Annotated in this window: 10 protein-coding genes and 2 tRNA genes; 3 read left to right on the forward strand and 9 right to left on the reverse strand. The window is 40.8% G+C overall.

Annotated elements, in window-relative coordinates:
* Positions 1 to 134 precede the first annotated feature (134 nt).
* The 3 genes from WG943_RS09585 to WG943_RS09595 all read left to right on the forward strand — a co-directional run bounded on the left by WG943_RS09585 (position 135) and on the right by WG943_RS09595 (position 2,391).
* Positions 135 to 1,133 carry a cation diffusion facilitator family transporter gene (locus WG943_RS09585; protein ID WP_340408516.1) on the forward strand — a complete coding sequence of 333 codons (999 nt, stop codon included), beginning with the start codon at positions 135 to 137 and terminating at the stop codon, positions 1,131 to 1,133.
* A 117-nt stretch (positions 1,134 to 1,250) separates the two neighbouring features.
* Complete coding sequence (gene msrA, locus WG943_RS09590) at positions 1,251 to 1,925, forward strand: peptide-methionine (S)-S-oxide reductase MsrA (protein WP_340408518.1); 675 nt, start codon at positions 1,251 to 1,253, stop codon at positions 1,923 to 1,925.
* Positions 1,926 to 1,989: 64 nt separating this feature from the next.
* A complete protein-coding gene (locus WG943_RS09595; protein WP_340408519.1) occupies positions 1,990 to 2,391 on the forward strand; it encodes a phage holin family protein in 402 nt (133 codons plus the stop codon).
* 459 nt (positions 2,392 to 2,850) lie between these two features.
* Here the strand turns inward: WG943_RS09595 and WG943_RS09600 are convergent, their stop codons facing one another.
* The 9 genes from WG943_RS09600 to WG943_RS09640 form a co-directional block, all read right to left on the reverse strand.
* Entirely contained in the window at positions 2,851 to 3,978 is a 1,128-nt protein-coding gene (locus tag WG943_RS09600) for a tetratricopeptide repeat protein (protein ID WP_340408521.1), read from the reverse strand.
* A gap of 77 nt (positions 3,979 to 4,055) precedes the next feature.
* Positions 4,056 to 6,602, reverse strand: coding sequence for a DNA gyrase subunit A (gyrA, locus tag WG943_RS09605; protein ID WP_340408523.1), 2,547 nt, complete (start codon positions 6,600 to 6,602; stop codon positions 4,056 to 4,058).
* Positions 6,603 to 6,683: 81 nt separating this feature from the next.
* Positions 6,684 to 6,923 (reverse strand): hypothetical protein, encoded by a 240-nt coding sequence (locus tag WG943_RS09610; RefSeq protein WP_340408525.1) that lies wholly within the window; start codon positions 6,921 to 6,923, stop codon positions 6,684 to 6,686.
* Positions 6,924 to 7,047: 124 nt separating this feature from the next.
* Entirely contained in the window at positions 7,048 to 7,815 is a 768-nt protein-coding gene (locus WG943_RS09615) for an SDR family oxidoreductase (RefSeq protein WP_340408527.1), read from the reverse strand.
* A gap of 111 nt (positions 7,816 to 7,926) precedes the next feature.
* Positions 7,927 to 8,943, reverse strand: a complete 1,017-nt coding sequence (locus tag WG943_RS09620) for a metal-dependent hydrolase (protein ID WP_340408528.1) — start codon at positions 8,941 to 8,943, stop codon at positions 7,927 to 7,929.
* 182 nt (positions 8,944 to 9,125) lie between these two features.
* Complete coding sequence (locus tag WG943_RS09625; protein ID WP_340408529.1) at positions 9,126 to 10,292, reverse strand: hypothetical protein; 1,167 nt, start codon at positions 10,290 to 10,292, stop codon at positions 9,126 to 9,128.
* 140 nt (positions 10,293 to 10,432) lie between these two features.
* Positions 10,433 to 10,505, reverse strand: a tRNA-Thr gene (locus WG943_RS09630).
* A 60-nt stretch (positions 10,506 to 10,565) separates the two neighbouring features.
* Positions 10,566 to 10,638: transfer RNA gene (locus WG943_RS09635), tRNA-Thr, on the reverse strand.
* Positions 10,639 to 10,766: 128 nt separating this feature from the next.
* Positions 10,767 to 12,893 (reverse strand): DUF349 domain-containing protein, encoded by a 2,127-nt coding sequence (locus WG943_RS09640; RefSeq protein WP_340408531.1) that lies wholly within the window; start codon positions 12,891 to 12,893, stop codon positions 10,767 to 10,769.
* Positions 12,894 to 12,897 lie beyond the last annotated feature (4 nt).

Genomic DNA, 12,897 nt, shown 5'->3' on the forward strand with positions numbered 1-12,897 from the left:
CTGCTTTTATTTTATACTATACCACGACCGGCGCTGTGTTATAGGTAAAATTGGCCTTTGTAATGGATATAATTTAACTTTAGTATTAACAGGCAGTAACCTTTACCTAATGCCAAGCTGTACATCAAAACCAAGTGGAGAAAAGGATAAATAACATAAAAGAAAATTTAAGGCTGCAGGTTTTTGTTGTACTTGTGGGAGTAGTTTTACTGCTGGCAAAGTTTGTAGCTTTTTTTCTAACCAACTCCAATGCTATTCTAACAGATGCTCTGGAATCTATTATAAATGTGTTGGCTGGTGGTTTTTCTTTATATAGTCTTATACTTTCCGCGCAACCAAAAGACCTGAATCACCCTTACGGGCACGGTAAAATAGAATTTGTAGCAGCTACACTAGAAGGTTCTTTAATTGTTGTAGCCGGAGGTGCGATAATAGCTAAATCGGTTTACAATTTGTTCCACCCACAGGTTATCAATCAATTAGACATAGGTATCATACTTACGGCATTGGCTGGCATAGTTAACTACCTAGTTGGAGCAATTACAGAAAGGAGAGGAGCTAAAAACAACTCAATGGTATTAATAGCAGGAGGGAAGCACCTTAAAACAGACGCTTATTCAACTGCCGGCATTTTAATTGGCCTGTTATTAATCTATTTAACCGGATTGATATGGCTCGATAGCATAGTTGCTATAATATTTGGATTGATGATTGGCTTTACTGGTTACAAAATCTTACGATCAGCTATAGCGGGTATAATGGACGAGGCAGATTACGAACTCCTTAAACGAATTGTAGAGGTATTAAACAAAAATCGCCGCGAAAACTGGATTGATATCCATAACCTCAGAGTAATAAAATACGGTGCTACTTTGCACATAGATTGCCATTTAACAGTGCCTTGGTACTTAAATGTACTTGAAGCCCACGATGAAGTAGAAGCTGTAGGTAAGCTTATTAGAAGCAAAATAGACCCAAGTATAGAGTTGTTTATTCATACTGATCCATGTATAGCATCATCTTGTACTATCTGCATTAAAAATAATTGTAATGTTCGACAGCATCAGTTCAAACAAAGGGTTGAGTGGGATTTTGATAAAGTTATTGCCGATAGAAAACATGGAATAGATTAACTCGGAAAGGAGAGGGGGAGTACAAAAATTCAACAAAACCAAATGCTGAATGTTATTATTACTACATCTGATTAATTGTTTATTTAAAATCATAACCTTAAACATAAATAAGTCTCCATGCATATATTACTTTATACTTTGTTACCGCTTGTTCTTTTTCTAAACTCATGTAAACAAACAAGTTCAGACGATACTGCCAACAATAAAAACACAGAAGCTGAAACTTTAGCTAAAGCAGATACTACAGGACTTGCTAAGGCTACTTTTGCGGGAGGCTGCTTTTGGTGTACCGAGGCATATTTTGAGCGCCTACAGGGAGTCGGTGCTGTTATATCGGGCTACGCAGGTGGCACAACGCCTAAACCTACTTATGAAGCAGTAAGTGCAGGAAAAACAGATTATGCTGAAGCTGTGCAAGTATATTACAACGCAGACAGTATTTCTTATGATAAACTGGTAGAGGTTTTCTTTGCCACACATGACCCAACTACATTGAACAGACAAGGCCCTGATTATGGTGAGCAGTACAGGTCTATAGCATTTTATAGAACACCTGAAGAACGAAGAGTTATTGAAGATCACATTCGTAAACTTACAGCATCAGGTAAGTATAAAAATAAGATTGTAACGTATGTACAGCCTTTAAAAAAGTTTTGGGAAGCCGAAGAATATCACCAGGATTACTATCAGCGTAACCCTACAGACCCATATGTAGGATCGGTAGCAAGACCAAAAGTACAAAAGTTTGAAAAACAGTATAAAGAAATTTTAAAGCCTAAATTTATAAACTAACGCGGTTTTCCTATCAAAATTAGGAGCGAACACGTAATATGAAGTCAGATAAAATAATAAAACTATGGACTTCATCATTAACCTGCTGGTAAGCGCAGCTGTAATTTTGATATTATCTTATGCGATGTCTAGCGTACATGTTAAAAGCTTTGGCACAGCTCTTTGGGTTGCATTTTTAATCGCCATTGTAAACGCTACACTAGGCTGGATTATAAGAGGGGTTTTTAATTTGGTAACATTCTTCCTGTTAGAGGCAATAATTAGCCTTATTGTAACCGCTTTAATGATAAAATTGGTAGACAAACTGGTCAGCAATTTTAAGGTCGATGGTTTTTTGCCTGCAGTAATAATTGCGCTTGTTACAGCGCTGGCAGTAGCAGCAGTAGGATGGCTGACAGGCGGAAACGATGAATACAGTTTAATGCTTGAACCAATACATAATCTTACAAGACAATATTTCGCTTAAGATTTATTAGTCGGTTTATCTCAACTGTTTTCTAAGCAATATCTATTTAACATAAAGTATATTATTAGTGACACTTATTGTAGATGTATAACATCGTATGTTATAAGTCTTATAATTTATATTATGTTAAGTAGCTTATCTGTTATAGTGTCGATTCTCTTAAATTCATACTCTACTGTTTCTACTGTATAATTTATAATCAATATAACTGCTTCAAACATTTCATTAATGTAGCTAGCTCATTACACTGTTAATTAATGTATTCTAATATTTTCAAGATGTATTTTTAATGTATATTGACTACCTACCTTCAACTTACTCCCATTTTATCTAAAACATTATCTCTTCTATTCTTCAGCATATAAGTGTTAAAAAGTTAAGCTATTTAACATAATCTGGTGAAGCGCATAAAAAAAGAGGAACATTACTGCTCCTCTTTTTTATTAAGTAATATAATTACTAGTTCATCTGCTTTGAAAGCTTATCTGCCTCAGCTTTACGGCCTAAGCGTGTATAGACTTTAACTAGCGTCGAAATGGTACCCTTATCACCAGGTTGAATTTCTAATGCCCTCTGGAAGTATGGCAGTGAAGCTTCGTAGTGCTTTTTAGCTTGAGCCTCAAGTGCTTTACCTTTTTTCTGGTAAGTAGCATAGTCCATTTTCGCTGCTTTGTTGTTTACTTCGCTGCCTTTGTTATACTCTAAAACACCAAGGTTATAGTAAGCGTCAAAGTTATTTGGATCTATTTCGATTGCTTTTTTGTAGCTGGCAGTAGCGCCTTCTAAATTATTTTTGCGCTCCTGTAAGTTACCCAACACTGCGTGAAGGCTGGCGTTTTTAGGATCAGCTTTAATAGCATTTTCCAATTTAGTCATCGCCTCGTCTGCACGGTCGTTTTTAAGATAATACTTAAGCTCTTCCTGCATTAGAAATACACTGTTTGGATGCTCTTTTAAAGCAGAAGAAAGGGTGTTCATTACAGTTTCATCGCTAGCTTCAGTAGCCTGCTGCAGCTGAACCTTGTTTTTATAAACATCCTCCGTTTTGTGTCCGATCTCAATTAATTTGTCATAAAATGAGATGGCCTGCGGATAATCCTGCTTAGCGGTAGCGGCATAAGCAGCATAAAGTACAGCAGTTGTATCTTTAGGATTAACTTGAGAAGCTAATTTATACTTAGCAATGGCATTGTCCCAGTCTTGGCTGTTATGAAACTCAACTGCCTGGTTAAGCACTTGTCCATAAAGAATTTCTCTGCGCTCAGGTATTTGCCCTTTAAACTCTCCTTTGCTGTCAAGGTTCTCAGCCTTATCAAAAGACTCTAATACAATCGTTGGTGTATTATCATTTACCAATTTACCATAGATCGGATTGCCGATCATGTCTTGATAAATTACGCCACGGTAAAACCAAGTTTTTGCCTTATCCTTTGTTTTATCGTGCTGTATTGCCTTGTCGATATCAGTCTGTGCTTTGTCTAATGTACCATTTTTATGGTTTAATATAGCACTGTTCACAGCTGAATTCTGCGCGCTCACAACTGTTACAGTAGCAGCGGCAAAGGCAGTCAAAAGTATTCTTTTCATACTAATTTGTGAAAAATGGTTTGTTTGTCTGTTTAACGAATATTAATTGAAATAAAATTCCCTTAATGTACAGTTTACTATTCTTCAGCTGTCTCAGGATCGACCATGGTGTCTGGCTGCAGAGAATCTTCAGGAGAAATTTCTGATTGCTCCATTACAATCTCTTCAATTTCTTCTTCGTCTTCCATCTCAATTTTAGCTACCGAAGAAATCTGGTCACCTTCTGTAATCTTGATCAAACGCACACCTTGTGTCGCACGTCCAATAACTCTGATATCAGCAACACGTAACCTGATCGTAATACCAGAACGGTTGATGATCATCAAATCGTCTGTATCAACTACACCTTTAATGGCAACAAGATTACCAGTCTTCTCTGTAATGTTCATGGTTTTAACACCCTTACCGCCACGGTTCGTAATACGGTATTCCTCTAGTAGAGAGCGTTTGCCAAAACCGTTTTCTGAAACTACAAGCAATTCTGTGTTTTCGTTCTGTACACAAACCATACCAACTACTTTGTCTTCAGGGCCAGCAAGTGTTACGCCACGTACACCAGCTGCATTACGTCCCATTGGTCTAACCTGGCTTTCGTTAAAGCGAATTGCTCTACCGGACTGTAACGCAATTACAATCTCGCTGTTGCCATTTGTAAGCTGAACATCAAGTAGCCTATCACCTTCATTGATGGTAATTGCGTTGATACCATTTGTTCTTGGACGAGAATAAGCTTCCAGTACTGTTTTCTTGATCGTACCTTGTTCTGTGCAGAACACCAGGTTATGATTCAGTATGTAATCTTGATTCTTAAGATCATGTACGTTTAGTACAGCGCGTACTTTATCTTCTTTCTCAATTTGAATGATATTCTGTATCGCGCGTCCTTTTGTGGTTTTGCCACCCTCAGGAATTTCGTATACTTTAAGCCAGAATACTTTACCAAACTCGGTGAAGAACAGCATGTGGTGGTGAGTGCTGGCAATGAAAAGGTGCTCTGTAAAGTCACTTTCCTTAGATGCCGCCACACCTCTCGAGCCCACTCCTCCTCTACTCTGGCTGCGGTATTCGCTAAGCGAAGTACGCTTAATATACCCCTCGTGAGAAATGGTGATTACCATGTTCTCTTCCGGAATCATATCTTCGTAAGAGATGTCGCCTGTACTTGCTTCTATGCTCGTACGACGTACATCTCCGTAGCGATCCTTAATTTCAAGAAGCTCATCTTTGATAATCTGCATTCTTCTTTCTTCATTAGAAAGAATGTCAGTCAGATCTTCGATCAACTTCATGATCTCCTGATACTCTGCCTGAATTTTATCACGCTCAAGGCCTGTAAGGCGCTGCAGACGCATATCAAGTATAGCACGTGCCTGAATTTCAGTCAGCTGGAAACGCTCCATTAAACCGTTGCGTGCAATCTCCGGATCACGTGAAGAACGGATCAGGTTGATCACCTCATCCAGGTTATCCAGGGCAATAAGCAAGCCTTCCAGGATATGCGCACGTTTCTGAGCTTCCTCTAGCTCATACTGCGTTCTGCGGATAACAACCTCATGTCTGTGCTCCACAAAGTGGTGGATCATGTCTTTCAGGTTCAACGTCATTGGGCGACCTTTTACCAGTGCCACGTTGTTAACGCCAAACGAAGATTGCAGAGCTGTGTACTTATACAGGTTGTTTAATACAACATTAGGAATTGCATCACGCTTCAGATCATACACAATGCGTAAACCATCACGGTCCGACTCATCACGTAGGTCAGAAATACCTTCGATTTTCTTCTCGTTGATCAACGCAGCTGTTTTCTCGATAAGAGAGGCCTTGTTCACCATATAAGGAATTTCCGTTACAATAATCTGCTCTTTGCCTGTTGCCGTAGTTTCAAAAATGGCACGGCCACGCATCAACACACGGCCACGGCCGGTTTCAAAAGCAGATTTAACACCATCGTAGCCGTAAATGATACCACCAGTCGGGAAGTCTGGAGCAGTGATATACTGCATCAGCTCAGCTATTGTAATCTCACGGTTATCAATGTAGGCGACTATGCCATTAACCACTTCCGTTAGGTTATGAGGCGCCATGTTGGTAGCCATACCTACCGCAATACCAGAAGTACCGTTCACCAACAGGTTTGGCAGTTTGGCAGGCATTACGCTAGGCTCTTTTAAAGAGTCGTCGAAATTGGGTACGAAGTCAACGGTATTCTTGTCCAGATCGTTAAGAAGCTCATCAGCAACACGCTTCAGGCGCGCCTCAGTGTAACGCATGGCAGCAGGTGAGTCACCGTCTATCGAACCATAGTTACCCTGTCCGTCTACTAATGGATAGCGCAAAGACCACTCCTGGGCCATACGTACCATGGTTTCGTAAACAGAGGAGTCGCCGTGTGGGTGGTACTTACCAAGCACCTCTCCTACTATTCTGGCAGATTTCTTGTAAGGTTTATTGTACGATACCCCCAGTTCGGACATACCGTAAAGTACACGACGGTGTACTGGCTTAAGTCCATCCCGAACATCGGGTAAGGCTCTTGAAATGATAACAGACATTGAGTAGTCGATATACGCACCGCGCATTTCGTCTTCAATGTTGATCGGTATTATTCTTTCGCCTTCAGTCATGTCTAAAGTCTAAAATAATTGTTTTGTTCGTGAATTTGGATAGGGCAAGTTACGCAAAAAAGCCATTAAGCCCTATATAGCTTAATTCTTATTTTTGCTTTTGTTCGTTCTCTTAGGCGGTTCTTCTTTCGATGCCTTCGGTAGCTTCTCGCCTATTCTGGGATTTTGCTTTTTCCAGATCGGCTGGCCTCTGAACTCCTGCTCACCATGGGCATGCACCATGCGCACATGACAGGAATAAATCGGGCAGGTTTTACAAGAGGTTAAAGTCGAGAGGATTAAAGCAATGCCTAGCAAAAAAAGCAGTCTGGTTGTTGCCATTCGTAAAAGGTTTGTGAGCGTTACTAAACACTAACGCTTAGTGTCTCCATATCATACAAAAGTAAGCAAATTTGCTTAAAAAAACCAGTTTTTTGCCGCCTAGTTTATGTGCTAAAAATACTATTTAAGGCTGAAAACCATTAATCGTAAAGCCACCGTCTATAGCCAGTGTTTGGCCCGTTATATAGGCCGCTGCCGGCATACATAAAAAGGCAACAGCAGCAGAAACATCTTCAGGGTTTCCTATCTTTTGCATGGGCGTACGGCTGATTACAGCATCTGCATACTCTTTATTCTGCAAAACTGCCTGGGCAAGTGGCGTGTTGATGTACCAGGGAGCCACTGCATTCACGCGAATACCATCCTGTGCCCACTCTGCTGCAAGGTTCTTAGTAAGTTGAGTAAGTGCAGCTTTTGTCATGCCATAGATGCTGCCGGTGCGTACATGGGTTAAACCAGCCACAGAGGTTACATGTATGATGTTTCCTTGACCACACTTTTTAAGTTCAGGGTATAGCAGTTGGTTAAGGTTAAAAGCAGATCTGAGATTTGTGTTCATCACAAAATCGTATTCTTCTTCACTATATTCAGCTGTAGGTTTGCGGATGTTGGTGCCTACATTATTTACCAGTATATCCAGGTCAGTCCAGAGTTCCTGTACTGCCTGCAACACCTTTTGGCGGCCATTTTGTGTACTCACATCTGCAACCAGCGTGTTTAACCTTTTTGAGTGCCTTTCATGAAGCTTTTCAAGATCTTCTGGTTTTCGGGCTACAGCCAGCACTTCAGCACCTAATGCGATAAACTCATCTACAATAGCCTCTCCTATGCCTTTAGAGCCACCTGTAACAACTGCCTTTTTACCGGTAAGTAACCACCTGCTATCGTTCATACTTTAGTTCTGGTTTATTTATACTTTAAAGTTACACTACTCAGGTGTGAATACTTCACACTTGAAGAAAATTAGAGATTAACTATATTTCTTTATGGAGTTAAATTGTTATTATATTCCAAGTATCCTATCCCAGTACGCAAGTAGGTAACCTTTATCAATTTTTGGCCTGTTATTGATTTCCTCGAACTGTAGCGCTCCCGCTTCATCTTGCCATAAATGGTACACAAACACATAGCCTCCTCCGTTCTCTCTCCATCCATCAAATTTACCAAATCGCAGGTCGTTTATGTATACTCCCTTATCTGGAGCACGCTCTACAGTATAGTACCCTTTTGTTAATTCCAGTAATCGGTCAAGCTTTGGGTGCCCTAAGTATGGGTTTAGTAAATGCGCCTGCTGTGGTTCTGCCTTTAGCTCAACTACTTTATCTTTGTCTGCCAGTGAGTAAAAGCCATTATAAAATTCATCATCAGCTTTAGCTGTTACAGACCAAAATATTGTATTTAGAGGGGTTGGTTTGCTTATATATGACTCTGGGTTTATACTATGAGCGGTAAAATTTTGCTCAAATACTGCATTTGCTTGTGATTTAAAAACTAAAGACAAAAGCAGATAAAAAGTGCTAAGTGATAAACCTGTGTAGTTAATTAGCCTGCGCTTCTTGTTTTGCCTGCTGTAAAATGCTGTTGCTAAAGTAAAACATAAAAAAGGAACTGTGTACAGTGGATCTATTACAAATATGTTGTAAAAAGCAACACCATAGTTAGAGAATGGCCAGAAGAGTTGCGTTCCCCAAGTGGTGCAGGCATCTAGCAGAGCATGCGTTGTAAAGCCAAAAAAGAAAAGCAGCGTCCAGGGCCAAAGGCCAGCATCATACTTCTTGTAAAAGCGGTGCAAAATCCATCCCAAAACCGGCGACATAACCAAGGCAAAGAAAAAGGAGTGTGTTATGGAACGATGGAAACTAAGCTGCTGCACCATATCGAGCCACGGGTTAATGAGCACATCCAAATCGGGTATAGTGCCAGCTACTGCTCCCCACAATAAAGCTTTGTTGCCCAGTTTTTTTCCGGCAACTAACTCTCCTACCGAGGCTCCTAAAACTATTTGTGTAAGAGAATCCATTTCTATACTTTCTGCTCTAAGACGTACTAGAACTTCGATTGATAGTTCCTATTCTATGCCCTTTTTTATATTAGCATTTAAGCTGATTAATAAGACAATCAGTTGCTTCGAATGTAATATGACTTCTATCAAGCAACAGGTATACTTTTGAGATTGTTATAGAATGTATCTGTCGTCTAACCTTATTTTATGATGGGAGCACGCTTAAACTCCTTTGTTCTATCAAAAAGATAGCGGAATGTAGCATGGGTTTTATAGATACGGCCACCAATTTGCTCTACTAGGTGCATCATTTTAGGATTAAAGTCCCCGATCCAGTTCATCTGTAGGTCTTGGTAAGGTATGCTGGAGTTACCCTGTATTACTCTTCCAGCTGCGACAATCATAGCTGCCTCTACACCTTTGCTTTGGTGCTCTGGCGTTATTCCAAACACGATACCATACATTGTGGTGCATGCTCCTCTCCATTTATGGAACACGAACTTTAGTTTACTCCACAGATTCATTTCGCCGTCTACATATTTAAACAATTTGTTTAACTCCGGAATGGCTATGAAAAACCCAACCGGATCATTGTTATAGTAGGCAAACCACATAATACGCTCATCAATTACAGGCTTAAGAGTTTTCATAATACCAGCTGCCTGTGCCTCACTCATGGCTTTTACGCCTTCATGCTTTGCCCAGCCTTTATTGTATACTGTTCTAAAGTCTTCTGTGTACTTAGCTAAGTCTTTCTTGCTCATATGCCGGAAAGTATAAGCAGGGTCCGACAGTATGCGCTCTGCTTTATCGTTATACTTTTGAGGAAGCGGATCGTTTACTTTGCGGTAATAGGTGAATTGGTTGAAATATAGGCCAAATCCATAACCTTCAAATAGGCGCTGATAATACGGGAAATTATAATGCATGCCATAGTTAGGAGGGTAAAAACCTTCTATCAGCAAGCCCCACCATTTATCACGGTCCCCAAAGTTAATTGGGCCGTCCATTGCCTCCATGCCTCGTTCCTGAAGCCATTTTTTACAAGCATCGAAAAGTATATTAGCAGCCTCCTGATCGTCGATACAGTCAAAAAAGCCCAAGCCTCCTGTAGGTTGCTCAAAAGTTTTGGCAGTCTTTTTATTTATGAAAGCTGCTACTCTGCCAATAGATTTTCCGGTATTATCTTTTAATATCCAGCGTATTGCTTCGCTGTCCCGCAGCAGTCGGTTTTTCTTAGGATCGAATACGTTATCGATATCTTTGTTAAGAGGGCGAATATAGTTTGGGTCGTTTTTATAAAGCCTTACCTGCACCATCAGAAATTCATTGGCAAGTTCGGGGGTATTAACCTCTATCAGTTGCATAGTTTAGTTTATATGGATGTGCTAATTAAAGCAATCTATGCTTTAAAACATAATTAAGAGGTGATTTGAGCTTGCGCGAGAACTTTGAATGGTGAAAACAAAAAAAGCCTTCAGTTTCCTGAAGGCTTGATCCTTTAATGAGCCCCCAGTCGGAATCGAACCAACGACCTACTGATTACAAGTCAGTTGCTCTACCAGCTGAGCTATGGAGGCTTGTACTTTATGTTTGTCTAAAAAAGCAGAAGAAGTACAAACAGCTGCTTTTCGGAAGTGAGCCCCCAGTCGGAATCGAACCAACGACCTACTGATTACAAGTCAGTTGCTCTACCAGCTGAGCTATGGAGGCTTACTATCTGGTGTGCTTTAGTGTTTTAAAGCGTTGCAAAAGTATAGCGAAGTTTTATATGATGCAACTACTAGCTAAAAATTTTTGCAACGCTATGTATAAGCTTTTGAGATTCAGGTGGAAAAATTTTAGCTTCTGTATGCCTCCAACTGGTGCTGCAGCATATTTATGCGCTTTTGGGCATCAGCTATGCGTCCTTCGTACTCTATGCGTAGCTTATCGGCGTTTTTAGAACGGGCAAAAAACTCGATGTTTGTGCGTAATGTCTGGATATCGTTTTGAAGTTGCTGTATCTCCCGGCGAACAGTGTTCTCTCGCTGTTGCAGCTTTTGTCCTGCATCCGGACTATGTTTCATGCGATCTACCTGCAGCTTCACCAACTTGTCAGTGCGCTCTTCTAAAGACAGCTCAGGCACACGCTCCAGGTATTTCTCCATTAAAGCGATGTACTTATCCTCTGCCTTAGGGCTTGTGCGCTTGCTTGTCTTATCTAAATCAGCCCACTGCTGTTTAAACTGCTCAAATTCTTCTAGTGTACCAGTTGCTGTAGGCTGAGCTAGTGTGCTGGCTATTCTATCACATAACTCCAGTTTCTCAGAAGATAGTTTTTCTATTTCAGCGGATTTCTGTTGTTCGTGTGCTTGTTTACGATCAAAGAACTCATTGCAGGCAGATCTGAAACGCTGCCATATCTTATCAGAATACTTGTCTGGAACACGTCCTATTGTTTTCCATTTCTTCTGCAGTTGTATCAGCTTCTCTTTTGTGCTGTTCCAGTCAGTGCTATCCTTTAGGTTTTCGGCCTCCTCGCAAAGTTCAGTTTTTAGGCGCAGGTTTTGCAATTTTTGCTCATCTAAGCCTTTAAAAAACTGGTTTTTATGCTGGAAGAAAGCCTTATAGTTACCCCAGAAATTCTTGTTGATCTCTTCAGCGTATTCTTTTGGCACTAAGCCGGCAGCATCCCACTCTTCTTTTAATTTCTGTATTTCGTCAGTTTTATCACGCCACTCATTTATGCGGTCGGTGTTAAAGTTTTGGTACTGCTGCAGTCGCTCAAGGATAGAACGCTTCTTTTCAAGATTAACCAATTCAATTTCACGGCGATTCTCTTGGTAAGCACGGCGTTTTTCGTGTACTTTTTCAGAGGCCTGTATAAATCTGTCCCAGATCGGATCACGCTGATCGTTAGGTACAGGGCCAATGTTTTTCCACTCTTCATGCAGGTGTCGTAACTCCTGTAATGCTTTGTTTATAGATTGCTCGTTAACCAATGCCTCTGCACGTTCTATCAGCTGCATTTTAGCATCAAGATTGCGCTTACGGTCCAGTTCTTTCAGTTCAAAGAAAATACTGCGGTTATTGTAATAGATGTCGAGCAAGGCATGGTAAGAGTCCCATAACTCTTGTGCTGTACCTGCTGGTACCTGGCCTAAACTCTTCCACTCATTTTGTATCTTCTTTACTTCTTCGGTGCTATTCTTGGTTTCAGCAGACTCTACCAAGGCACGAAGCTGTGTGAGTATTTCGCGTTTGCGATCCAGATTGCGTTGGCGCTCTTCTTCTATGTTCTGGCGCTGCTTGTAACGAGCATCTCGGTATGAGGTAAACAGTGCTTCCATACTTTGATGCTCAGGAGAAGTATGATAGTCAAAATCCTCGTCGGTGCCCCCTTCCTGCTTAAATTTATCAAGTGCATCAGAACGCTCCGCCTGAAATTTGGCGTCATACTGCTTATGCATCTCGATAACAGTTTTGTGGCGTTTCCCAGCTTCTCCGCTTTTAAGTACAGCAGTCAGTTGCCTCTGCAACTCCTCCAACGATAGCTGACTGTAGTCAGTGTGATCGTCCTCATCTTCTTCATCGTCGTGATGCTCTTCCGAACGATTAGACTTTGACGGCTGATCAGACTGATTTTGATTTGTTTGTGTAGAATCTGGTTGTTCAGATGATGGTGCCGTAGCGTCAACATCTACAACATCTGTGTTAGCTTCTACAAATGCCTCAGTTATACTTTCTGTAGCCTCAGTTTCATTATCAGACTTCAGTTCCGGCTGAATCTCCGGTTGTTCCTCTTTAGGTACTTCAGGTGCTGAATCCGATGAAGCATAGTTTTGGGCATCTGCATTAGCTTGGCCTTGCTCAGATGTGTTCTGAGAGGAGTCTGTGTTGCTGATGTTTTGATTAACTTCGCTTTGATTCTCAGGTTTGTTTGCCTCAGCACCGGTAGAGTCTGTATTTCTGTTTTCTGTTGTCATGGCT

Source organism: Pontibacter sp. H249, from assembly GCF_037892465.1.
Classification (GTDB): domain Bacteria; phylum Bacteroidota; class Bacteroidia; order Cytophagales; family Hymenobacteraceae; genus Pontibacter.

Coding starts and splice junctions, on each gene's coding strand:
- msrA (WP_340408518.1), top strand. CDS start 1,251: ATGCATATATTACTTTATACTTTGTTACCGCTTGTTCTTTTTCTAAAC.
- WG943_RS09595 (WP_340408519.1), top strand. CDS start 1,990: ATGGACTTCATCATTAACCTGCTGGTAAGCGCAGCTGTAATTTTGATA.
- WG943_RS09600 (WP_340408521.1), bottom strand. CDS start 3,978: ATGAAAAGAATACTTTTGACTGCCTTTGCCGCTGCTACTGTAACAGTT.
- gyrA (WP_340408523.1), bottom strand. CDS start 6,602: ATGACTGAAGGCGAAAGAATAATACCGATCAACATTGAAGACGAAATG.
- WG943_RS09610 (WP_340408525.1), bottom strand. CDS start 6,923: ATGGCAACAACCAGACTGCTTTTTTTGCTAGGCATTGCTTTAATCCTC.
- WG943_RS09615 (WP_340408527.1), bottom strand. CDS start 7,815: ATGAACGATAGCAGGTGGTTACTTACCGGTAAAAAGGCAGTTGTTACA.
- WG943_RS09620 (WP_340408528.1), bottom strand. CDS start 8,943: ATGGATTCTCTTACACAAATAGTTTTAGGAGCCTCGGTAGGAGAGTTA.
- WG943_RS09625 (WP_340408529.1), bottom strand. CDS start 10,292: ATGCAACTGATAGAGGTTAATACCCCCGAACTTGCCAATGAATTTCTG.
- WG943_RS09640 (WP_340408531.1), bottom strand. CDS start 12,893: ATGACAACAGAAAACAGAAATACAGACTCTACCGGTGCTGAGGCAAAC.